22 protein-coding genes and 1 tRNA gene are annotated in these 21060 nt (G+C 72.0%); 8 read left to right on the top strand and 15 right to left on the bottom strand.

Features of this window, described 5'->3' with window-relative positions:
* Positions 1-151 precede the first annotated feature (151 nt).
* The 3 genes from ACL06G_RS16150 to ACL06G_RS16140 all read right to left on the bottom strand — a co-directional run bounded on the left by ACL06G_RS16150 (position 152) and on the right by ACL06G_RS16140 (position 3480).
* Complete coding sequence (locus ACL06G_RS16150) at positions 152-649, bottom strand: hypothetical protein (protein ID WP_412786193.1); 498 nt, start codon at positions 647-649, stop codon at positions 152-154.
* Between the two features lie 67 nt (positions 650-716).
* Positions 717-2735, bottom strand: a complete 2019-nt coding sequence (locus tag ACL06G_RS16145) for a SpoIIE family protein phosphatase (RefSeq protein ID WP_412786194.1) — start codon at positions 2733-2735, stop codon at positions 717-719.
* 169 nt (positions 2736-2904) lie between these two features.
* Positions 2905-3480 carry a TerD family protein gene (locus tag ACL06G_RS16140; protein WP_412786195.1) on the bottom strand — a complete coding sequence of 192 codons (576 nt, stop codon included), beginning with the start codon at positions 3478-3480 and terminating at the stop codon, positions 2905-2907.
* Between the two features lie 160 nt (positions 3481-3640).
* On the opposite strand from ACL06G_RS16140, the gene arfB reads away from it, so the two are divergent.
* On the top strand, positions 3641-4078 hold the full coding sequence (gene arfB, locus ACL06G_RS16135; RefSeq protein ID WP_412786196.1) for an alternative ribosome rescue aminoacyl-tRNA hydrolase ArfB: 438 nt from the start codon (positions 3641-3643) through the stop codon (positions 4076-4078).
* A gap of 45 nt (positions 4079-4123) precedes the next feature.
* Here the strand turns inward: arfB and ACL06G_RS16130 are convergent, their stop codons facing one another.
* Entirely contained in the window at positions 4124-4843 is a 720-nt protein-coding gene (locus ACL06G_RS16130) for a DedA family protein (protein ID WP_412786197.1), read from the bottom strand.
* Positions 4844-5130: 287 nt separating this feature from the next.
* Between ACL06G_RS16130 and ACL06G_RS16125 the strand changes: the two genes are divergently transcribed.
* Complete coding sequence (locus tag ACL06G_RS16125; RefSeq protein ID WP_412786198.1) at positions 5131-5574, top strand: PASTA domain-containing protein; 444 nt, start codon at positions 5131-5133, stop codon at positions 5572-5574.
* A gap of 77 nt (positions 5575-5651) precedes the next feature.
* Entirely contained in the window at positions 5652-6035 is a 384-nt protein-coding gene (locus ACL06G_RS16120) for a VOC family protein (RefSeq protein ID WP_412786199.1), read from the top strand.
* A 51-nt stretch (positions 6036-6086) separates the two neighbouring features.
* On the opposite strand, the gene ACL06G_RS16115 is transcribed toward ACL06G_RS16120, so the two are convergent.
* Together ACL06G_RS16115 and ACL06G_RS16110 are read right to left on the bottom strand one after the other, a co-directional pair.
* Complete coding sequence (locus ACL06G_RS16115) at positions 6087-6860, bottom strand: VOC family protein (RefSeq protein WP_412786200.1); 774 nt, start codon at positions 6858-6860, stop codon at positions 6087-6089.
* Positions 6861-7308: 448 nt separating this feature from the next.
* A tRNA-Thr gene (locus tag ACL06G_RS16110) sits at positions 7309-7385 on the bottom strand.
* Between the two features lie 195 nt (positions 7386-7580).
* Here ACL06G_RS16110 and ACL06G_RS16105 point away from each other — a divergent pair.
* The 4 genes from ACL06G_RS16105 (at position 7581) to ACL06G_RS16090 (ending at position 10530) form a co-directional block, all read left to right on the top strand.
* Positions 7581-8705 (top strand): ABC transporter ATP-binding protein, encoded by a 1125-nt coding sequence (locus ACL06G_RS16105; RefSeq protein WP_412786201.1) that lies wholly within the window; start codon positions 7581-7583, stop codon positions 8703-8705.
* A 249-nt stretch (positions 8706-8954) separates the two neighbouring features.
* Positions 8955-9329 (top strand): hypothetical protein, encoded by a 375-nt coding sequence (locus ACL06G_RS16100; protein ID WP_412786289.1) that lies wholly within the window; start codon positions 8955-8957, stop codon positions 9327-9329.
* 76 nt (positions 9330-9405) lie between these two features.
* Positions 9406-10164 (top strand): nucleotidyltransferase family protein, encoded by a 759-nt coding sequence (locus ACL06G_RS16095; RefSeq protein ID WP_412786202.1) that lies wholly within the window; start codon positions 9406-9408, stop codon positions 10162-10164.
* A 165-nt stretch (positions 10165-10329) separates the two neighbouring features.
* Positions 10330-10530 (top strand): antitoxin, encoded by a 201-nt coding sequence (locus tag ACL06G_RS16090; protein ID WP_412786203.1) that lies wholly within the window; start codon positions 10330-10332, stop codon positions 10528-10530.
* Positions 10531-10637: 107 nt separating this feature from the next.
* On the opposite strand, the gene ACL06G_RS16085 is transcribed toward ACL06G_RS16090, so the two are convergent.
* From ACL06G_RS16085 to ACL06G_RS16055, 7 genes are all read right to left on the bottom strand, one after another.
* Positions 10638-12287: a DoxX family protein gene (locus tag ACL06G_RS16085; protein ID WP_412836213.1), complete on the bottom strand. Its 1650-nt coding sequence runs from the start codon at positions 12285-12287 to the stop codon at positions 10638-10640.
* A 131-nt stretch (positions 12288-12418) separates the two neighbouring features.
* Positions 12419-13375 (bottom strand): 23S rRNA (guanosine(2251)-2'-O)-methyltransferase RlmB, encoded by a 957-nt coding sequence (rlmB, locus tag ACL06G_RS16080; protein WP_412836212.1) that lies wholly within the window; start codon positions 13373-13375, stop codon positions 12419-12421.
* A 161-nt stretch (positions 13376-13536) separates the two neighbouring features.
* The gene (cysS, locus tag ACL06G_RS16075) at positions 13537-14943 is read right to left on the bottom strand and encodes a cysteine--tRNA ligase (protein WP_412836211.1); all 1407 of its coding nucleotides are present in this window, start codon (positions 14941-14943) and stop codon (positions 13537-13539) included.
* Between the two features lie 66 nt (positions 14944-15009).
* Positions 15010-15414, bottom strand: coding sequence for a PPOX class F420-dependent oxidoreductase (locus ACL06G_RS16070; RefSeq protein WP_412786207.1), 405 nt, complete (start codon positions 15412-15414; stop codon positions 15010-15012).
* A gap of 105 nt (positions 15415-15519) precedes the next feature.
* Complete coding sequence (gene ispF / locus ACL06G_RS16065; protein WP_412836210.1) at positions 15520-16032, bottom strand: 2-C-methyl-D-erythritol 2,4-cyclodiphosphate synthase; 513 nt, start codon at positions 16030-16032, stop codon at positions 15520-15522.
* Positions 16022-16783: a 2-C-methyl-D-erythritol 4-phosphate cytidylyltransferase gene (ispD, locus tag ACL06G_RS16060; protein ID WP_412786209.1), complete on the bottom strand. Its 762-nt coding sequence runs from the start codon at positions 16781-16783 to the stop codon at positions 16022-16024. The genes ispF and ispD overlap by 11 nt, the downstream gene beginning before the upstream one ends.
* A gap of 324 nt (positions 16784-17107) precedes the next feature.
* Positions 17108-17590 carry a CarD family transcriptional regulator gene (locus ACL06G_RS16055; RefSeq protein ID WP_412786210.1) on the bottom strand — a complete coding sequence of 161 codons (483 nt, stop codon included), beginning with the start codon at positions 17588-17590 and terminating at the stop codon, positions 17108-17110.
* Between the two features lie 551 nt (positions 17591-18141).
* Here ACL06G_RS16055 and ACL06G_RS16050 point away from each other — a divergent pair.
* Complete coding sequence (locus tag ACL06G_RS16050; RefSeq protein ID WP_412786211.1) at positions 18142-18810, top strand: DUF461 domain-containing protein; 669 nt, start codon at positions 18142-18144, stop codon at positions 18808-18810.
* Positions 18811-18915: 105 nt separating this feature from the next.
* Here ACL06G_RS16050 and phoP read toward each other — a convergent pair whose 3' ends face one another.
* Together phoP and phoR are read right to left on the bottom strand one after the other, a co-directional pair.
* Positions 18916-19596: a two-component system response regulator PhoP gene (gene phoP / locus ACL06G_RS16045; RefSeq protein WP_412786212.1), complete on the bottom strand. Its 681-nt coding sequence runs from the start codon at positions 19594-19596 to the stop codon at positions 18916-18918.
* A gap of 17 nt (positions 19597-19613) precedes the next feature.
* Positions 19614-20906, bottom strand: a complete 1293-nt coding sequence (gene phoR, locus ACL06G_RS16040; protein WP_412836209.1) for a two-component system sensor histidine kinase PhoR — start codon at positions 20904-20906, stop codon at positions 19614-19616.
* Positions 20907-21060: the final 154 nt, after the last annotated feature.

Genomic DNA, 21060 nt, shown 5'->3' with positions numbered 1-21060 from the left:
CCGCGTCGTCGAGGTGGGGCCGTGGGACGAAATGTCTCACCTCCTACGGTAACGCTGCCCCACACCGGTGGAAACCGGCGAGTAACCGGGTGGCACGCTCGGTGCCCACCGCCGCGGCCGCCGTCCCGCGCCGGTCGGGCCGCCGGCGGCCCTAAACCCGCGGGAAGCGCGCCCCCAGGTCCCACACCACCGGGTTGTCCGCGAGCCCCTCGTGCAGGTCGGTGAGGTCGGCGAGCAGATCGTGCAGGAAGTCGCGGGCCTCCCGGCGCAGCACCGCGTGGCGGAAGGCCAGCGGCCGCTCGTCGGGCGGCGACCAGTCGGCGGCGATGTCGACCCATCCGAAGCGGCGCTCGAAGCGCAGCAGATCGGCGGTCTCGGTGAAATCCAGGTCCGCCCGCTGCGGCCCCGGGGAACGACTGCCCCGCGGGTCGCGGTCGAGCAGCTCGACCACGTCGCACAGCGCCCACGCGAAGTCCAGCACCGGCAGCCATCCCCAACCGGTTCCCAGCTCGCGGTCGGACTCGGTGTCCGCCAGGTAGACGTCCCCGCAGAACAGGTCGTGACGCAGCGCGGCGACATCCGCCGCGCGGTAGTCGGTCTGCGGCGGGTCGGGGAAGCGGTGGGAGAGGGCATAGCCGATGTCGAGCACGCCCCGATGCTGCCACGCGACCGCGGGCGGCAGTCCGGCGGCGGGGACCGGGCGGGCAGCGGGGCCGTCAGGGAGCGGTGCGCAGCGCGATGAGCGCCGTGTCGTCCGAGGTGCGGGGATTGTGCGCAGTGACCAGCTCCTCGCAGAAGTCCGGCAGCGGCACCGCGGACAACGACTCCGCGTGCTCCCGGAGTCGCTCCAAGCTGGTGTCGAGATCCTCGCCGGGACGCTCGATCAGACCGTCCGTGTACAGCAGCACCGTGCTGTCCCGCGCGACGATCTCCGTCGCGCTCTTCCGCGCGGCGTCGGGCGAGACCCCTCCGAGCAGCACCCCGTGCGCCCCCTCCAGGAACCGGGCACCGCCGCCCCGATCGACGACCAGCGGCGGCAGGTGGCCGGCAACCGTGTAGTGCAGGCGCCAGGACCCGTACCCCGCGGGCTCCACGCGGGAGAAGACGCAGGTGGCGGTGGTCTCCTCCGGGCCGAGGCACTGGGCGGCCAGGTCCAGGCGACGGACGATGTCGCCGGGCGGCTCGGTCCGGTCCACCGCCAGGCCCCGCAGCATGTTGCGCATCCGGCTCATGGTCACCGCCGCATCGAGATCATGGCCCGCCACATCGCCGATCACCAGCGTCACCACACCGTCCGGCAACAGGAAGGAGTCGTACCAGTCACCGCCCACCTCCGCGCTCGTGGTGCTCGGACGGTAGCGGGCAGTGATCTGAAGACCCACCACCTGCGGCGGAGTGGTGAGCAGACTGTGCTGCAGCGCATTCGCCACTCTGCGGGCCCGCTGCAGTTCCAGCGCCGTGTGCAGATGGCCGTGCGCGTGCTCGAGGATCTCCCGGATCAGCTCGGTGTCCTCCTGCGAGAACGGGTCCCGCGAACCGCAGACGAGCGCCGACACGACCGCCGCGACGACCCCGTCGACCAGCACCGGCACCAGGACACCGCTGTGCGCCCCGTGCCGGGCGATCCACGGCGCCAGCGAGGGCGACGAAAACCCGGACGGCGGACGCCCCGGCGGGAAGGAGACCCGCGCCGGAACCTGGTCGAGCGCCGCGTGGCTGAACGCACTGTGCGCCTGGGCGTCGACCCGCTCGTGACCCAGCGGCGGCAGCCGGTGCTGCAGACCGTGCCGGGCGGTCGCCGCCACCCGCTGCACCGTCAAGCCCTCGGTGCGGATCCGCTCCGGACTGTCCGGCAGCAGATAGATGCCGCACTGGTCCGCCAGCTCCGGCACGATCACGTGGCTCAGCGCCGCGAACGACTCCACCGCGCTCGACGCGTCACCCACCACGGCGGCCGCGCGCGCCAGCAGGGCGGAACGCCGCTCCTCGCGCCACTCCTCCTCGATGTCCGAACAGCCACCCACCCATTCGACCAGGACGCCGTTCTCCCGCAGCGGCACGGCACTCAACCGGCAGTGGCGGAACGCACCGTCCCGGTACCGCAACCGGTACACGTACTCGAACCGCTCCGGCACCTCGCGCATGGCGGCGCGCCACGCCTCCTCCAGCCCGGCCCGGTCGTCGGGGTGGGCGACATCGAGCCACCCGTCGCCCACCAGCTCCGCGCGCGTCCGCCCGGTCACCTGCTCCCAGCCCGAGACGTCGACGACCCGACCCGACGGGTCCGCGACCATCGTCTTCTGGTCACTGGCGGTCACCAGACGCTGGAACCGCAGCAGCAGACGCCGCTGCTCCTCCACTCTGCCGGTGACCTCCGTGGCCACCACCAGCACACCGCGGGCGCCTCCGGGCGCGACGGACGGTGACAGACTCACCGAGAACAGCCGCTCCTCGGGGCCCGTGCCCCCGAGGTGCAGCATCACGGGCAGGTCCGTGAGGATGCTGGGCTCACCGGTGCGCCGCACCTCGCCCATCCGCTCCAGAACCTCGCCGCCCGCCAGGTCGGGGAACGCGTCGGCGAAGAGATCCCCCGGTGAGGCTTCCCCGAACATCCGCCGGTGCATCGGGTTGGCGTAGGTCAGGCGATGCTCCGCCCCCCACGTCGCCGCCACTGTGAAAGGTGCGGCGTCGAATGCCTGAGCGGGCAGGCCGGGCGGCGGAGCATGAGATCCCACGCCTTCATTGTTCGCCTCCGGAGCCACGACTGCCATACGACCGGGGCAGTCGGAAGACCCCATCCTGGAGGCGCCCACGCCGCGGGCCCGCGCCCCGCCCCCGCGGGCCCGCGCCCCGCCCCCGTGGGGACGCGGCGCGGGCCCGCCGGAGGAGCCGGGCTCGGCAGGCTCAGACGTTCACGCCGAAGTCCTGGGCAATGCCCACCAGGCCGGAGGCGTAGCCCTGGCCGACGGCGCGGAACTTCCACTCCGCTCCGTTCCGGTAGAGCTCGCCGAAGACCATCGCGGTCTCGGTCGCGGCGTCCTCGCTGAGGTCGTAGCGGGCGATCTCCGTGCCGCCGGCCTGGTTCACCACACGGATGAAGGCGTTGCGCACCTGGCCGAAGTTCTGGCTGCGCGATTCGGCGTCGTAGATGGAGACCGGGAAGACGATCTTGTCGATGTCCGCCGGGAGGGCCGCCAGGTTGACGTTGATCTGCTCGTCGTCGCCCTCGCCCTGGCCGGTGAGGTTGTCCCCGGAGTGCACGATGGCCTGGTCGGGGGTGGCGCGGTTGTTGAAGAACACGAAGTGCTGGTCGGAGTGGACCCTGCCGCCCGCGTTCACCGCGATGGCGCTCGCGTCGAGGTCGAAGTCGTTGCCCGTGGTGGTGCGGACGTCCCAGCCGAGGCCCACCGTGACGGCACTGAGGCCCGGTGCCTCCTTGGTGAGCGAGACGTTGCCGCCCTTGGACAGGCTTACAGCCATGGGGATGCCTTTCGTTGTGACTCTTGCGGGTCCGTACCCTTCACCCCATCACAACGCCACCGGGGCGGGAGCAAGTTCCCCCCTCAACTCCCGGAAACGGCGGAGCACGTGACCGCCACCACGGAAAACACCGTGGCAGGGAGCCCCGCGGCGCGGGACCATGGGACACATGTCCGGTCCCTACGTCATCCGCGGCAGCGTAGCGCTGCCCGAATCCGAACTCCGCTGGCGCTTCAGCAGGTCGTCGGGGCCCGGCGGGCAGCACGTGAACACCAGTGACACCAACGTCGAGTTGCGGTTCGACCTGGCGGCGACGGACGCGCTGCCCGAGGTGTGGAAGTCGCGGGCGCTGGAACGGCTCGGGAACCGCCTGGTGGACGGCGTCCTCGTCGTGCGCGCCGCCGAGCACCGCTCGCAGTGGCGGAACCGCGAGACCGCCGCCGTACGGATGGCCTCGTTGCTCGCGGAGGCGACAGCCCCACCGCCCCGGCAGCGGCGCAGAAAGAGGGTGCCGCGCGGCGTCAACGAGCGGCGGCTGCGGGAGAAGAAGCAGCGCAGTCAGGTGAAGCGGGGCCGCTCCGGCAAGGACTGGACCTGACCGGGAAGCCCCTCGACGCCCGAAAGGCCGGCCGGACCGGGACCGTCAGCCGCGCAGGGCATGGCGTCCGCGGCGCCGCGGACGGCCACCGCCGGACTCCTCGTCGTCCACCCCGCCGCCGTCGGCGTCCACGGCCTCCCGCCGCTTCGCACGACGAGCACGCAGGTACTCGACGACGATCGGCACCACCGAGAGCAGCACGATCCCGACAAGAATCGCCTCGACGTGCTCCCGCACCACGGCGACCTGGCCGAGCCCGGCGCCCAGCAGCGTCACGCCCGCGCCCCAGAGCGTGCCACCGATGATGTTGAAGGTGATGAACGAGCGGTAGTTCATCCGGCTGACGCCCGCGACGATCGGTGTGAACGTCCGTACGATGGGCACGAACCGGGCCAGCACCAGCGACTTCGGGCCGTACTTCTCGAAGAAGTCGTGCGCCTTCTCCACGTTCTCCTGCTTGAAGAACCGGGAGTCGGGGCGCTTGAAGAGAGCGGGGCCGACCTTCCGCCCGAAGAGGTAGCCCACCTGGTCGCCGAGCACGGCCGAGATCACGATCAGCGTGCACACCAGCCACAACGGGTAGTGCAGGTACTGGTCGGTGGCGACCAGCAGCCCCGTGGTGAACAGGAGCGAGTCGCCCGGCAGGAAGAAACCGAAGAACAGGCCCGACTCGGCGAAGACAATGACGAGAATGCCGAGCAGCCCGAAGGTCTGGATCAGGTAGTCCGGGTCCAGCCAACTCGGCCCGAGCGCCAGATTCGTCACGGATGCGGCTCCTCGTCGTGCGAAAGGACCAGCCCCTGTCGGCGGGAACTGGTCCTGCGAGAGCCCGTCGACGCCGGACGCCGATACAAGGCGGGCTCAGGATGGGCGTCTGCCTCGTCACTCTACAGGGTGGGCCTCCGGCCCGCCGGAAGCACCGTCCGGGCGGGGACCCGGGCGGCACGTCACCGGAACCGGCCTCCGCCGCCGTGCAACCCTCACCCGCCGCCACGCGTCACCTTGTCGCACAGCCACCGCACCACGACCTCTCCATTCCTCCGGGAGCAGCCGTGACACACGAGTCGACCACGAAGTCGAGCACGCGCCACCGCCTCGGGGTGGGGTTCGGTGCCGTCCTGGTGCTCATCGCGGCCGGGGTCGTCGCGGAAGGGGCCGACGGCCCCGCACCGCGTTCCTCCCCCGGCGCACCACCGCGCGCACCGAGCCCCAGCCCGCTCGCGCAGGCCGACGACCGCCCGGCCCCGCAGGCGAGCAGCGACGGGACCGCGGTGCTGCCGAACCTGGTGGGCCACAGCCTGCGGGCGGCGCGGACCACCGCCAGGGAAGCCGGATTCCTCCTGCTCGACTCCCACGACGCCACATCGGAACACCGGTCGCAGCTGGTCGACCGCAACTGGAAGGTGTGCTCCCAGACCCCGCCCCCGGGAACCCGCTCCACGCTCACCGAGGTCGACTTCGGCACCGTCAGGCAGGGGGAGCACTGCCCCCGTTGAGCGGCCCGTGCCCCGCCGGGCGCCGCACCCGCCCGGGAACGGACTCCTCCGACCGGATGTTCCGTCAGACTGCGAGCATGCTGACCATCGGATCCGTCGTGATGGGCGTCTCCGACGTCCCCCGAGCCACCGCCTTCTGGACGCGGGCGCTGGGATACGTCCCGCGGGAGGAGCCCGAGGACGACTGGGTCGTGCTCGTCCCGGGGGACGACGGAACGGGGACGCAACTGTCCCTCGGGTACAGCGAGACGCCCGTGCAACAGCGTCCCCGCGTCCACCTCGACCTGTACGCGGGCAGCGCCGCCGACCAGGCCGCGGAGGTCGAACGACTGGTCGCGCTCGGCGCCCGGCGCGTCGGCTGGGCCGACTACCCGGAGGACGCGGACTTCGTGGTCCTCGCCGATCCCGACGGCAACCGCTTCTGCGTCATCGCCACCGGCGACGAGCATCGGGCAGGCTGAGGGCCGCCGCAGGGGCGGCCGCACCCCCGAGCGCACGCGGGCGGGCCGGACTCACCCGTCGCGGTGCTGCTCGGGCTCCGCAGGGGCAGCGCCGAGGACGCAGAGTTCGTGCCCCTCCGGGTCGGACAGGCACCTCCACGGAACGTCGCCCTGACCGAGGTCGAGGTCGGTGGCGCCGAGCACCCGCAGCCGGGCCACCTCCGCCGCCTGATCGTCACCGGGGTACGGGAGCAGATCGATGTGGACGCGGTCCGGCACGGTCTTCGCGTCGGACGAGCGAAGGAACTCGAGGTACGGGCCGACACCCTTGGAGGAGCGCAGCAGCGCCCGGTCGTCCGTCGTCTCGTGCACGGTCCAGTCCGTCGCCTCGCCCCAGAACCGGGCCATGGCCCGCGGATCCACGCAGTCGACCACCACCCGGGCGATCGGCCCGGTGTCCCGATAGCCCTCCCGGGGCTCCAGCACGCAGAACTCGTTGCCCTCGGGGTCGGCGAGGACCGTCCACGGCACATCGCCCTGACCCACGTCGGCGGGCGTCGCACCGAGAGCCTTCAGGCGCGCGACCCACTCCTCCTGGTGAGCAGCGGAAGTGGTGGCGAGATCGAGATGCACCCGGTTCTTCGCCGACGACTTGGCTTCCGGGACGATGACGACGTCGATGCAGACCGCGGACGGGTCCGGCCAGACGAAGTCGCCGCCGGGCGCCACATTGGCCACACCCACCCCCTCACTGGACAGACCCCAGTCCAGCGTGTCCGCCCAGAACCGGCCGACCAACGCTTCGTCAACAGCCTTGATGTTCACCTGTACCGGTCGCAGCGCCATGCCGGTGATCCTAGGTATCCGCACGGCAGCGGCGCAGGGCGATTTCGCCGAGCAGGGCTGCTGTCGGGGCATCCGCTGTCGTCAGCCGGAGGCGCCACAGACTCCTGTGGTTTCTCCGCGAGGACGCTCCCTCGGGAGTCCGGCTGCGCGGAGGGCAGGTGGAGGGACACCCACCCGCGAAGACCGAGGACGAGACCGTCGTCGGGGGCGCCCATGAGCGGGTGGATTCCGCGACCGTGCGGACCGTACGCTCACGAATCTCCGGAGCGTAGGCGGACGCACGGGACATGACTCGATTCTTTCAGGGCGGCTGCTGAACGCATGGACGCTGCCCTGGATACCGATGCCGAGGAAGGGCGGGAGAGGAGGACGCCGGCGAAGGCCGGACACCCGGTCGAGCAGCCGCTGATGTCGGATGCCCCTGCGATTCCGCAGCGGACCTCCGAGCTGGAGCCGCCTGTCGGATTCGAACCGACGACCTTCTGTTTACAAGACAGATGCTCTCACCAGCTGAGCTAAGGCGGCGCTGGGCCTCCGGGGGGAGGCGCCCGTGCAGTGTACCTGCCCGCATCCGGTGGACGACCGGGAGTTTCCCCTGTCGCGGAGTACTGACAACCGCAGGGGTCCCGGGTTAACGTCCTGGAAACCTCCTCCGGGAGGACAATCCCCCTTTACTACGGATCGTCCGGCACGTACCTGCCGGTGAAGGAGCGCATACGCATGGCCACGGTCACCTATGACAGCGCCACCCGGATCTACCCCGGTGGCGACAAGCCCGCCGTCGACAAGCTCGACATCGACATCGAGGACGGCGAGTTCCTCGTCCTCGTCGGCCCCTCCGGTTGCGGCAAGTCCACCTCGCTCCGGATGCTCGCCGGCCTGGAGGACGTGAACGAGGGCGCGATCCGCATCGGTGACCGCGACGTCACGCACCTCCCGCCGAAGGATCGGGACATCGCCATGGTGTTCCAGAACTACGCGCTCTACCCGCACATGACCGTGGCCGACAACATGGGCTTCGCCCTGAAGATCGCGGGCGTGCCGAAGTCGGAGATCCGTCAGAAGGTGGAGGACGCAGCGAAGATCCTGGACCTGACCGCCTACCTCGACCGCAAGCCGAAGGCGCTGTCCGGCGGTCAGCGGCAGCGCGTCGCCATGGGTCGCGCGATCGTGCGTGAGCCGCAGGTCTTCCTCATGGACGAGCCGCTCTCGAACCTCGACGCGAAGCTCCGCGTGCAGACCCGTACGCAGATCGCCAGCCTCCAGCGCCGTCTGGGCATCACCACCGTGTACGTCACGCACGACCAGGTCGAGGCGATGACGATGGGCGACCGGGTGGCCGTCCTCAAGGACGGGCTGCTGCAGCAGGTCGATTCCCCGCGGCGTATGTACGACAAGCCGGAGAACCTGTTCGTCGCGGGCTTCATCGGCTCGCCGGCGATGAACCTGGTCGAGGTGCCGGTCATCGACGGCGGCGTGAAGTTCGGCAACAGCGTCGTGCCGGTCGAGCGCGACGCGCTGTCCGCCGCGGTCGACAAGGGCGACACCACCGTGACCGTCGGCTGCCGCCCCGAGCACTTCGACATCGTCAACGGCGAGGGGTCCGGCAGCTCCCTTTCCAAGGAGGAGCACGCCGGTCTGGCCGTCCAGGTCGACGTCGTCGAGGAGTTGGGCGCCGACGGCTACGTCTACGGCAGCGCCGAGTTCGACGGCAAGGAGAAGGAGCTGGTGATCCGCGTCGCCGGCCGCGAGGTGCCCGAGAAGGGCTCCACCATCCACGTCGTGCCGCGGAGCGGCGAGACGCACGTCTTCTCGACGTCGACGGGCGAGCGCCTGAGCGACTGAGCGTTCCGTGAGGGACCGGTGAGCCGGTGACCGCGGGCAGCCAGGGGCCGCACTTCTCCCGGAAGGGGAAGTGCGGCCCTTTTGCGTGGTTTTCCGATGATGGACGTCAACAGAGCGCCACGACTGCGGAGTTTTTCCTCCCTCGACCGAGTGACGGATTGTCCTCGCGCGGTCACCCCTCGCTACGATCGCCCTGTGACACACCACGCAGCGAACAACGCAGCCCGCCGTATCGGCCGCTCCCTGGCGATGGTCCTGCCGGTCGTCCTGGTCCTGTCCGGGACGCTGGCGGTGGCCAGCGTCCCCTGGGCGGCCGGCCCCACCGACTCCCAGGTCCTCACGGCTTCCGCGGGGTCCTCCGCCCGCCAGGAGGCGAAGGCGCCCCAGGACGTCCTCCGCGAGCGCCTGCTCTCCGAACTGCAGCGGGAGGACCCGGGCGTCGCCCTCACCAGCCTGCAGCGCGAGATGCAGCGGCGTCCGTCGCTGGCCGAGCACTGCGCCTCCCTCGCGAAGGCGCTCGGGCGCGCCGCCGTGAAGAAGTACGGCGCGGTGCACCGCGCCCAGGCGTTCGCCCGGCCGGTCTGCGACACCTCCTTCGCGACCGGGGTCGCGCAGCTGCGCTGACGAAGTACTGCTGCGGGGTTGCGGGACGGGCGTGCGTCTGCGGACGCGCGCCCGTCCCGACGCATAGGCTGCGGGCATGACGAGTGACAGGGGTGCCCAGACGTCCGCACGGCAGTCGCCGCCCGCACACCGCCCCACCCAGGCCGTGATCCTGGCCGGGGGCCAGGGGACGCGGCTGCGTCCCTACACCGACGACCGGCCCAAGCCGATGGTCGAGATCCCCGGCACGGGTGCACCGATCCTCCGTCACCAACTGGTCTGGCTCGCCGCAGCGGGCGTCACGGATGCCGTCGTCTCCTGCGGGCACCTGGCGCACGTCGTCGAGGCGTGGCTCCGGGAGGCCGAACTCCCGCTCCGCACCCGTGTCGTGGTCGAGGAGGAACCGCTGGGGCGGGGCGGCGGCCTCAAGTTCGCCGCTTCGGCGCTACCGCGTCAGGAGGAGTCCTGGTACGCGGTCAACGGCGACATCTGGACGCGCTTCCCGCTCCACGACATGGCCGACTTCCACACCGAGCGCGATGCGACCGCAACCCTGGCGCTGGCGCGGCCCCGCATCCCCTGGGGAGCCGTCGAGACCGACGCGTTCGGCAACGTGGTCGACTTCGTGGAGGCGCCCCCGTCGCCCTATCAGGTCAACGCGGGCGTGTACGTGTTCTCCGCCGGGTTCGCTGCCCTGCTCCCGGACCGGGGCGACCACGAGCGCCACACGTTCCCCCGCCTGGCACGCACCCGTTCTTTGGCCGGATTCCCCCTGCCGCAGGGCGCGTACTGGCGGGCGATCGACACCCCGAAGGACCTCATGGACGCCGCGCGGGAGCTGGAGGCGACCGGCTGACGGCGCGGGTTCTGCTGCCTCCGCGGCCCGGTGGCCCGTCACGAGGCGTCTCCTCCGGTGTCCGCGTCCGGGTGCTCTTCGTCTTCGGGATGTGCCGATCGGCTCGCATCGGGTACGCGACGGCGTGCAGTCCACTCACGAAGGCACGAAGGAGGCCCCGTGTCCATGATGAAGAGGCTCAGGACCCTGGTGAGGGGTCACGAGGACAAGGCCGCCAAGGGCATCGACATGGCGGGACGCATGATCGACCGCAGAACCCACGGCAAGTACCGGCGCCACGTCGAAGGGGCCCGGCGGAAGCTCACGAAGGAGCTGACCCGCCGGGAAGGCGGCCGGCCCTCCTCGCCCGGCGATCCCCGCAGATAGGGGCCGAGGGGGCGGACGGCCCCACGGGGACTCGGCGCCCCTCGCAGCGAGCGGCGGCCCGGCACACACACCGTGCCGGGCCGCCGCTCGCTGCGGACGCAGCCGGGTCAGCCGAGCAGGCCGCCCAGCGCGCCGCCGCGCTCGGGTTCGCCGCCGCCGGACGAGCCGTCCGTCGTGCCTCCCGTGCCGCCGGTGCTGTCGTCCCCGGACGGGCCGGTGCTGCTGGTGCCCGAGGAGGAGGGTTCCGCGACGGTCTCCTGCGGCGCGGGAGCCGCCGGCTGCTGGGGAGCCTGCACGGTCTCCTGCTGGCTCGGGGACGAGGTCTCGCCGGATCCGCCCGGCGTGCCGGCGCTGGACGCCGAGGGTTCGGGAGACTTCTCGGCCTCCGGAGCGCTGCTCTCCGTCTCCGACGTCCGCTTCTTCTCCTTCGGCTCGCGGGGCAGCGGCGAGCCGGGCAGGTGGTTGACCGGCGGCTCGCCGGGCTCGGAGACCCGCGGCGCCTCGGAGGAGCGGACCGCACCGCCCAGCAGGGACCCGGCGAGGAGCGCGCTCCCGGCCACCAGCGACGCCAGGACGATGCCGCGCCGCAGCACTCTGCCGCGCAGATCCCACAGTTCCGCCCGCGGGCCCAGCGTGCGCCAGGCCTCGCCGGCCAGTCTGGCGTCCAGCGAGTAGACCGGCGCCCCCGCGATCACGAGCGGGCTCCACGCGGCGAGGAAAAGCATGTCGGGGGCGTCGTAGACGGGCACCGAGCTCCAGGCGACCGTCACCAGCAGAGCGACGGACAGGGCCGCACCCACTCCGGCCGCCAGGCGCTGCCACAGCCCGAAGAGCGTGAGCACGCCGACGATGATCTGGAGGAAGGCGATCGTGAGTCCCGCGCCCACCGGGTGGGAGACGGCGAAGGCGTGCAGTGGCGAGGCGATGCTCCACGGTTCCAGGGACTGCAGCCAGGAGACCATCGATCCGCGGTCGCCGCCGTCGAAGTACACGGGGTCGCTGAGCTTGCCCATGCCGGCGTACACGGAGACGAAGCCGAGGATGAGGCGCAGCGGCAGCAGGACGATGCCGAGGTTCATCCGGCGGCCCGGGTAGAAGGCGTGCCGCACCGGATCGTTCCGGCGGGGCCGGCGCGAGGTCGGGTCTGCGTACTCCGGGAGGACGCGGGTGCCGGTGTCCTCCGGTTGGGGGCCGGTCGGCCCCGAGGGGCCGGTGCCGCCCGGCGGCACGTCGCCCGGGGGTGCGGCGGCGCGCCCGCCGGCGGACGGCGCGACGCGCGGCAGCGGCTGGGTGGTCTCCGACGGCCCGGGCTCGCGCGGACCGACGATCGTGGGCGCGCCGTCGTCGGGACGCGGCAGCGTCCGTGTGCCGGCGCCGGGCCGGTGCGGGACGGGGGCGAGTCCGGTCGGCGGCACCCGCACAGCCTGCAGCAGCCGTGCGGTCCCGGCGTCGCCGGGTGCGGCGCGGCCGCTCCATACCACCGGGGCGCGGCGACGTGCCGTGCCCGGTGCGGTGGCACCGGCGGCGGGCGAGGCGTCGAGTCCCACCGCTGCCCGCGCGGCTCTCAGCCGCGGCGTCTCCACGGCGGAGCTGCGAGGAAGGGGGCCGGGCAGCACCACACGGAAGCTGACGTGGTTGACGACGACCTGGCCGGGGTCGGACGGGACCTTGACCGTACTCAGCACGGGCTCGTCGTCGAGGAACCCGCGCGGGGTTCCTCCGGGAGACGGGCGGGGTGTTCTCGTGTCCACACTCATCTAACCGAGTGACGTACGGAGAAGACACTGCCTTGACCCCGCGGATCTGTCCGCGGTCCGTCAAACGGACAGATCCCCGCACCGAACGGTCGCATCCCGACCCGCTCGGCCCCGAGCGATCGGACGCGCCGTCAGCGGCGGCGGCGCGCCGCCTCGTACAGCACGACGCCCGCCGCCACGCCGGCGTTCAGGGATTCGGCGCCGCCCGGCATCGGGATGCGGACCCGGAGGTCGCAGGTCTCCCCGACGAGACGGGACAGGCCCTTCCCCTCGGAGCCGACCACGACCACGACCGGGCCGTCGAGCGCGTCGAGGTCGGTGAGGTCGGCGTCCCCGTCGGCGGCGAGACCGACGACGGTGAGCCCGGCTTTCTGGTACCCCTCCAACGCTCGCGTCAGGTTGGTGGCGCGGGCGACCGGGGTCCGGGCGGCCGTGCCGGCGCTCGTCTTCCACGCGCCGGCGGTCATCCCCGCGGCGCGCCGCTCGGGGACGACCACGCCGTGGCCGCCGAAGGCGTTGACCGAGCGGACGACGGCGCCGAGGTTGCGCGGGTCGGTGACCCCGTCCAGAGCGACGATCAGCGGGTCCTCGCCCTCGTCGAAGGCCACCGCGGTGAGGTCGTCGGGGTGCGCGTACTCGTACGGCGGGATCTGGAGGACGACGCCCTGGTGGTTGAGGTTGGACGTCATCCTGTCCAGCTCCGGGCGGGGCGCTTCCATCAGGTGGATGCCGCCGCGTTCGCCCGCGAGGCGGACCGCCTCGCGGACCCGGTCGTCGTTGTCGATGAACTGCTGCACGTAGAGGGTGTTGGCGGGCACGCCCTCGCGCAGCGCCTCGACGACGGAGTTGCGGCCGACGACGAGTTCGGAGCTGCCGCCCTTTCCGCCGCGGCGCGGGCCGCCCTGGCGCCCCTGGGCCTTGCGCGCCTTGGCCTGGGCGGCGCGCTGCTTGGCGTGGCCCTTGCGCATCTCCGCCGGCGGCGTGGGGCCCTTGCCCTCGAGCCCGCGGCGGCGCTGCCCGCCGCTGCCGACCTGCGCGCCCTTCTTGTTGGACGTGCGGCGGTTGCGGCGCGCGCTGTTCCCGGCCATGGGACTACCTCTGTGTTCTGCTCGGTCGTGGCTGCGGTGCGATGTGTGCGGTTCCGGTGCGATTATCCCCGACGGCGTGCGCGGAGCGGACCGGGAGGCGTCAGTCCCGAGCCGCGGCCTCCGCCGCCGGCACGCCGGGGCGGGGGCCGGACCGGCTCGGATCAGGCCCGCGGGCCCAGCTCCCAGCGGGGGCCGGACGGGGTGTCCTCGATGGTGAGACCGGCCCGCCCGAGTTCGTCGCGGAGTGCGTCCGCCGTGGCGAAGTCCTTGCGGGCCCGCGCGGCCTGCCGCTGCTCCAGCACGAGTGCGACGAGCGAGTCGACCACGTCGTGCAGTTCGTCGGCGGCCTTGCCGGCGCCCCCGCCCGCCCACTGCTCGGACATCGGGTCCAGTCCGAGCACGCCGAGCATGGCGCGGAGCTCCGCGACGTGCGCGGTCGTCCTCTCCTTGTCGTCGGCGGACAGCGCCTGGTTGCCGTGCCGGACCGTGGTGTGCACCACGGCGAGGGCCTGCGGGACGCCGAAGTCGTCGTCCATCGCCTCGGCGAAGGCCTCGGGAACGTCCGCGGCCGGAGCGACCTCGCCGACGGTCTCCACCGCGCGGTGGAGGAAGCTCTCGATGCGGCCGAACGCGGTCTCCGCCTCCTGCAGCGACTCCTCGCTGTACTCGATCGTGGAGCGGTAGTGCGGCGATCCCAGGTAGTACCGGAGGACGACGGGGCGCCACCGCTTGACCATCTCGCCGACCAGCACCGAGTTCCCCAGCGACTTGCTCATTTTCTCGCCGCTCATGGTCACCCAGGCGTTGTGCACCCAGTAGCGGGCGAACTCGTCGCCGTAGGCCTCGGACTGCGCGATTTCGTTCTCGTGGTGCGGGAAGACCAGGTCGACACCGCCGCCGTGGATGTCGAACGTGGGGCCGAGGTACTTGTGGACCATCGCGGAGCACTCCAGGTGCCAGCCGGGACGTCCGGGCCCCCACGGCGTGTCCCAGCTGGGCTCGCCGGGCTTGGCCGCCTTCCACATGGCGAAGTCCCGCGGGTCGCGCTTGCCCGTCTCGCCCTCGCCCTCCGGCTGGCGCAGGTTGTCCAACTCCTGGTTGGACAGCTTGAGGTAGCCGGCGTGGGAGCGGACGTCGAAGTAGACGTTGCCGTCGGCGGCGTAGGCGTGGCCGCGGTCGATCAGCGCCTGCATCATCTCGATCATCTCGGGGACGTGCCCGGTGGCGCGGGGCTCGTAGGTGGGCGGCAGGCAGCCGAGCACCTGGTAGCCGTCGTTGAACGCGCGCTCGTTCTCGTAGCCGATCGCCCACCAGGGGCGTCCCTGGTCCTCGGACTTCGTGATGATCTTGTCGTCGATGTCGGTGACGTTCCGGACGAAGGTCACGTCCATGCCGCGGTGGGCGAACCAGCGGCGCATGATGTCGAAGTTGAGCCCGGAACGGATGTGGCCGATGTGCGGCGCCGCCTGGACGGTGGCGCCGCACAGGTAGATCGAGACGCAGCCCGGCCGGAGCGGGACGAAGTCACGGATCTGCCGGGCGCTGGTGTCGTACAGGCGAAGAGTCACGGGGTCAAGACTAGTGGGCGCGCACCACCGCGTGTGCGCGCCCGTGCCCGTGGCCCGGCCGGGCCACTACAGCCGGCCGACCACCTTGCGCGGCGTGACGCGGACGACGACCCGTTCGGCGTCCTGGTGCGCCTGCGGGTTGAACTCGGCGTAGTCCTTCCCGACGTACTTGCGGGCGAGCTCGTCGATCAGCTCCTGGCCGCCCGCGGTGGTCATCGTGGCCGTGCCGCGGATCTCGGCGTAGGTGTACGGGGAGTCGGCGGGGTGCACCAGCACGGTGACCCGCGGGTCGCGCTCGAGGTTGCGGGTCTTGCGCCGGTCGGCGGTGGTGGAGAACAGCAGTTCCTCACCCTCCCGCTTGACCCATACCGGCGACACCTGCGGGCTGCCGTCCGGCTGGACGGTGGCGACGCCGACGAAGACGGGGCCGTCGAGGATGTGCTTGAGCTCGTCGGAGAACACGGCTGTCACGGGTTCCTTCCTGCGGGGACGCTGGGCACCGGAGCCGCCCGCGCGGCACACTCCCGCACGGGCCCTCGGAGAGCGGTTACCGCGCCCGGGGCCCCGCGTAACACCTCACCCGGACGCGGGTTCCCCACCGCGGGGCACCAGCAGGGCCGTGGCGACGGCGGCCAGCCCCTCGGCGCGGCCGGTGAGGCCGAGCCCGTCGGTGGTGGTCCCGGAGACCGAGACGGGGGCTCCGAGCGCCTCCGAGAGCACCTGCTGCGCCTCGTCCCTGCGTTTGCCGATCTTCGGGCGGACCCCGATCACCTGCACGGCCACGTTGCCGATCCGGAAGCCCTCGCCGGTGACGATGCGGGCGGCCTCCGCCAGCAGCGCGACGCCGGAGGCGCCGGCCCACTCGGGCCGTGAGGTGCCGAAGTGCGCCCCGAGGTCGCCGATGCCGGCGGCGGAGAACAGCGCGTCGCAGGAGGCGTGGGCGGCGACGTCGCCGTCCGAGTGCCCGGCGAGCCCGTACTCCTCGCCCTCCCAGAGCAGGCCCGCGCACCACAGCGGGCGCCCCCGCTCGAACCCGTGGACGTCGGTGCCGATCCCCACACGCGGCAACGGGAAGGTCTCAGAAGCCATCGATGGCCCTCCTCCGGGCGAGCACGGCCTCGGCGAGGACGAGGTCGAGCGGGCGTGTGACCTTGAAGCCCTCCTCGTGGCCGGGGACGACGACCACCTCGACGCCGAGGCGCTCGACCATTCCCGCGTCGTCAGTGGCTCCGTCGCCCTCGCGGGCCACGCGTGCGTGGGCCTCGGCCAGTGTCGCGCGGTCGAAGCCCTGCGGGGTCTGCACGGCGCGGAGGCGGGAGCGTTCCGGGGTGCCGACGACGGGTTCGGGGTCGCGGGCGTGGGCCGCGGGCCGGACCTCCTTGACGGTGTCGGACACGGGCAGCGCCGGCACGACGGCGGGGGCGCCGTCCCGCACGGCGGCGGCGACGGCGTCCACGGTGTCCACCGGGACGAGGGGGCGGGCGGCGTCGTGCACGAGCACGGTGGTGACGTCCTCGGGCAGGGCGTCGACACCGAGCCGCACCGAGTCCTGGCGGGTGTCGCCGCCGGCGACCACCACCACCTCCGGCAGGGAGTGGTCGTGCAGGAGGTGGCGGACCTCCTCCACGCCGTCGGAAGGTGCCACCACGACGACGAGGGAGACGGCCCGGGCGCGCGCCATGGCGCGCACGGCGTGCACGAGCATCGGGGTGCCACCGAGTGCGCGGAGGGCTTTCGGCGCCCCGGGGCCGAGGCGGACGCCCCGGCCGGCGGCGGGGATTACCGCGGCGGTCCGGCCGGCGCGGGACGCCGGGTCGGACAGGGCGGAATCGCGTGACATCGATGAGGCGTTCAGGTTTGTGTCCTCAGCAGGAGTGGGTATGGCCAGAACGTGCCGGGGGCGAGACCTCGACCGGACCCTTCCGTGACAGCCGGTCGAGGCGGCCGCAAGGCCCGGCGCCCGGCGCTGCACCGTTGGCAGCTTTCGGGTGAGATGCGTGGGGTGGGCGCCGTCGCCGTGCTCGCGTTGATGGCGGCACGCTCTCACGCCGTGCAGGGGGCGCGACGCACCGACGCCGCAGCGCCCGGGGAACGGCCGACTGTGGTTCGACGTTCCCGAGCACCGCGGCGGGGCGGCTGGGTGGGTGAGCCCGGGGGTGGCGACTCAGGAGGCGAGGACCTCGTCGAGCAGCGCCTCGGCCTTGTCCTCGTTGGTCTTCTCCGCCAGTGCGAGTTCGCTGACGAGAATCTGACGTGCCTTGGCGAGCATCCGCTTCTCGCCGGCGGACAGACCGCGTTCGCGTTCGCGGCGCCACAGGTCGCGCACGACCTCGGCAACCTTGATCACATCGCCGGAGGCGAGCTTCTCGAGGTTCGCCTTGTAGCGGCGGGACCAGTTGGTGGGTTCTTCGGCATAGGGTGCGCGCAGCACCTCGAAGACCTTGTCCAGGCCGTCCGACCCGACGACATCGCGCACACCCACGAACTCCGCATTGTCCGCCGGTACGCGCACCGTCAAGTCGCCCTGCGCGACCTTCAGAACGAGATAGGTCTTGTCCACGCCTTTGATCTGGCGGGTTTCGATGGCCTCGATCAGCGCGGCCCCGTGATGGGGATAGACCACGGTGTCGCCAACCTTGAACGTCATGTGTCAGGTACCCCTTCCGTGGCTATCCAGTCTAACACGGGACCCCTGCGTTCTGAATGGCGTTTCCGCAGGTCAGGCCGCATCTCGGGGCTTGACAATCGACCGGTCGGCATGCTGCGGGGAGGACCCGGGGCGGTGAATTCGCAGGTCGGGACACCTCTGAGGGTGCCACCGAACCCGCCCCTCGGGCGCCGCGCAGGGGTCATTCGCGTACACCAAATGCCCGTTTTGTGAGTTCTTCGGGACTGTTTGTTCGCTCGTTCTCCGGAATTGGCAGGGCGCCGTTCGGCCCACTCGGTGATCAATTCCCACTGCCTTCTCACATTCTTTCCCGAGGATTCCCGCGAGCCCTTCCCGTGCCTCCGTCACGGAGCGGCACCCCCGGGAGGGAACAGCGGACCCCGAGGCCCGCCCCGGGGCTCACACGCCGGACGGAGGGGCGGCTGCTGCCGCCACCCGCGGAGTCGGTAGCCTGTGGGGTCGATCGACCACCGTCCGCGACCGGGCACGCCGTTCGGCCGCCAGAGCTCGTCCTAGGAGTTGCCGCCGCCGTGAGCAGCAGCCTTCGACGCGGCGCCCTCGCCGCTACCGCCCTCGCCGTCTGCACCGCCACGCTCACCGCCTGCGGTGCCGGACACAGCTCCGCGACGCTCCAGGTGAGCGCGGACAACCCCGGGAAGCAGGTCGGGGACATCGAGGTCCGGGCCGTCAACCTCATCACGTCCGAGGACGGAGAGGGCCCGCTCGGCCTCTCGGCCCGGATCTTCAACAACGGCGACAAGGCCGAGAAGGTCGAGGCCGTCAGCATCCGTGGCGTGAGCGGCCGGGTGAAGCTCAGCCCACCCGAGGACGGCAAGGGCCTCGCCGTCCCGGCCGACGGCGTTCTGGCGTTCGGCGGCAAGGGCAACGCCTCGGCCTCCGCCCCCGCCCCGGGGTCCGTGAAGCCCGGCGCCATGCAGCGCGTCACCTTCGTCCTCAGCCGGACCGGCCGCATCACGCTGCGCGCGGCGGTGGTGCCGGCCGACCACGACGGCTACCCGGACTTCGGTCCCAGCACGGTGCCGGCCCCCTCCGGCGTCCCCACCGGGAACCCCTCGCCGCGGCCGAGCGCACCGAGCGGCTCGCCCGCAGCGGGTGAGGACGAGAGCGCCGCGGGCGCTGCCCTCACCGAGGAGTCGCCGACCGCGAGCGCCGAGGACGGCACCGAAGCGGCGCACTGAACCGTCCCGTGCACCGGCACGGGTGAGGGCCCCGGCGGGCGGCGCAGTTCCAGGGATCTGCGTGGCTCCGGGGCCCTCGTACGTACACGGCGACGTACCCGCCGATCACGGCTCGAACTTGTAGCCCAGACCGCGCACCGTGACCAGGTACCGCGGGGCTCCGGGGTCGGGTTCGATCTTCGCGCGCAGCCGCTTGACGTGCACGTCGAGGGTTTTGGTGTCCCCCACGTAGTCCGCACCCCACACCCTGTCGATCAGCTGCATCCGCGTGAGCACGCGCCCCGCGTTCCGCAGCAGCATCTCCAGCAGGTCGAACTCCTTCAGGGGCAGGTCGACCTTCCCGCCGCCGACCGTCACGACGTGACGGTCGACGTCCATGCGCACCGGGCCGGCCTCCAGCGCCGCCGACTCGACCTCCTCGGGCTCGCCGCGGCGCCGGAGCACCGCACGCACCCGTGCCACCAGCTCGCGCGAGGAGAAGGGCTTGGTCACGTAGTCGTCGGCCCCTATCTCCAGCCCGACGACCTTGTCGATCTCACTGTCCTTGGCCGTCACCATGATGACGGGGACGTTGGAACGGCCGCGCAGCTGGCGGCACACCTCCGTACCCGGCAGCCCGGGCAGCATGAGGTCGAGGAGTACCAGGTCGGCGCCGTTGCGCTCGAACTCGTCCAGCCCCTCCGGCCCCGTGGACGCGACCGCGACCTCGAAGCCTTCCTTGCGCAGCATGTACGACAGTGCGTCGCTGAACGATTCCTCGTCCTCGACAACGAGCACTCGGGTCACGGCTGACCTCCGGAGCTTCAGATGTGCTGTTCATGGGTGTCGTTCGAATGGGCCGGGCGGCCGTCCTCGCCGTCGAAGTCGGCCGGGTCGTGCAGGGAGCCACCGGAGGCGTGCCCTGCCCGGTCGTCGCGACCGGAGTCCTTGCGGTTCCGCGCACTGCCCGCTTCGGGGAGCCGCAGAGTGAAGGTGGAGCCCTCCCCCTCGGTGCTCCACACGGTGACCTCACCGCCGTGCGAGGCGGCGACGTGCTTGACGATGGCGAGCCCGAGGCCCGTTCCGCCGGTGTCGCGGGAGCGGGCGGGATCGACCCGGTAGAACCGCTCGAAGATCCGCTCCTTGTCCGCCGCCGAGATGCCGATGCCCTGGTCGGTCACCGCGATGTCGACGAGGTCCCCTCCGGGAGCCGCGATCCGGCGCCCGGCGATGCCGACCCGGGTCCGGGCCGGCGAGTAGTTGACGGCGTTCTCCACGAGATTGCCGAGGGCCGCGGCGAGCTGGCCGCGGTTCCCCCACACGTACAGGTCGTCGAGACCGCCCGAGGCGAGGGTGATCTGCTTGTCGGACGCGGACTGCCGGCAGCGGTCGAGAGCCTCCGCCACCAGTTCCGGGACCGGCACGGGCTCCGCGTCCTCCAGCGGGTCGTCGTTCTGCACGCGGGAGAGGTCGATCAGTTCCTGCACCAGGCTGGTGAGCCTGGTGGCCTCGTTCTGCATCCGGCCGGCGAAGCGTTCCACCGCCTCCGGGTCGTCGGCGGCGTCCATCACGGCCTCGGAGAGCAGCGAGAGCGCGCCGACGGGGGTCTTCAGTTCATGGCTGACGTTCGCCACGAAGTCGCGGCGCACCGCTTCGATGCGGCGGGCGTCGGTGAGGTCCTCGACGAGGAGGAGGACCAGGCGGGAGCCGAGCGGGGCGACGCGGGCGGAGACCGCGAGCGCCTCACCGCCGCGGCCGCCGCCGCGGCGCGGCAGGTCGAGCTCCACCTGCCGGATCTCGCCGTCGCGCCGGGTGTCCCGGGCCATCCGCAGCATTTCGGAGACCGTGAGCCGCCCTCCGCGGACCAGGCCCAGGGCGTAGGCGGCGGAGCTGGCCTTCACCACGCTGTCGCTCTCGTCCAGCACGACCGCCGACGAGCGCAGCACCGACAGCACGTTGTCGACGCCGGACGGCAGCTGCGCGGGGTCGAAGTGCCGCGCGGTACGCGTGGGGCGGGCCTGTTCCCGTTCGCTCCAGCGGAACGCGAGCATCGCGACCACGCCGGTGCACACACCGGCGACCGCAGCCACAGCGGCTACTGCCGCGTTCACGTCCATGGGACCCAGGTTATGCGGCCGAAACGATCCGCCCCCAGCCCTTCGGGGCCGGTCACGCTCACTCGTCCCCCAGAGTTCACCTCCTTGAAGGAGCTGATTCACTTGTGCGGCCGGATCCGGACGCTTTGCGCACTGACCGTGGCAGCGTTGGGGG

Source organism: Streptomyces callyspongiae (assembly GCF_047200695.1).
Lineage (GTDB): Bacteria > Actinomycetota > Actinomycetes > Streptomycetales > Streptomycetaceae > Streptomyces.
Note: the sequence above shows the minus strand (reverse complement) of the source record. Positions and strands in the feature narration are given on the sequence as shown.

Coding starts and splice junctions, on each gene's coding strand:
- ACL06G_RS16140 (WP_412786195.1), bottom strand. CDS start 3,480: ATGGCTGTAAGCCTGTCCAAGGGCGGCAACGTCTCGCTCACCAAGGAG.
- arfB (WP_412786196.1), top strand. CDS start 3,641: ATGGGACACATGTCCGGTCCCTACGTCATCCGCGGCAGCGTAGCGCTG.
- ACL06G_RS16120 (WP_412786199.1), top strand. CDS start 5,652: ATGCTGACCATCGGATCCGTCGTGATGGGCGTCTCCGACGTCCCCCGA.
- ACL06G_RS16115 (WP_412786200.1), bottom strand. CDS start 6,860: ATGGCGCTGCGACCGGTACAGGTGAACATCAAGGCTGTTGACGAAGCG.
- ACL06G_RS16105 (WP_412786201.1), top strand. CDS start 7,581: ATGGCCACGGTCACCTATGACAGCGCCACCCGGATCTACCCCGGTGGC.
- ACL06G_RS16100 (WP_412786289.1), top strand. CDS start 8,955: ATGGTCCTGCCGGTCGTCCTGGTCCTGTCCGGGACGCTGGCGGTGGCC.
- ACL06G_RS16095 (WP_412786202.1), top strand. CDS start 9,406: ATGACGAGTGACAGGGGTGCCCAGACGTCCGCACGGCAGTCGCCGCCC.
- ACL06G_RS16090 (WP_412786203.1), top strand. CDS start 10,330: ATGATGAAGAGGCTCAGGACCCTGGTGAGGGGTCACGAGGACAAGGCC.
- ACL06G_RS16085 (WP_412836213.1), bottom strand. CDS start 12,287: ATGAGTGTGGACACGAGAACACCCCGCCCGTCTCCCGGAGGAACCCCG.
- rlmB (WP_412836212.1), bottom strand. CDS start 13,375: ATGGCCGGGAACAGCGCGCGCCGCAACCGCCGCACGTCCAACAAGAAG.
- ispF (WP_412836210.1), bottom strand. CDS start 16,032: ATGGCTTCTGAGACCTTCCCGTTGCCGCGTGTGGGGATCGGCACCGAC.
- ispD (WP_412786209.1), bottom strand. CDS start 16,783: ATGTCACGCGATTCCGCCCTGTCCGACCCGGCGTCCCGCGCCGGCCGG.
- ACL06G_RS16055 (WP_412786210.1), bottom strand. CDS start 17,590: ATGACGTTCAAGGTTGGCGACACCGTGGTCTATCCCCATCACGGGGCC.
- phoR (WP_412836209.1), bottom strand. CDS start 20,906: ATGGACGTGAACGCGGCAGTAGCCGCTGTGGCTGCGGTCGCCGGTGTG.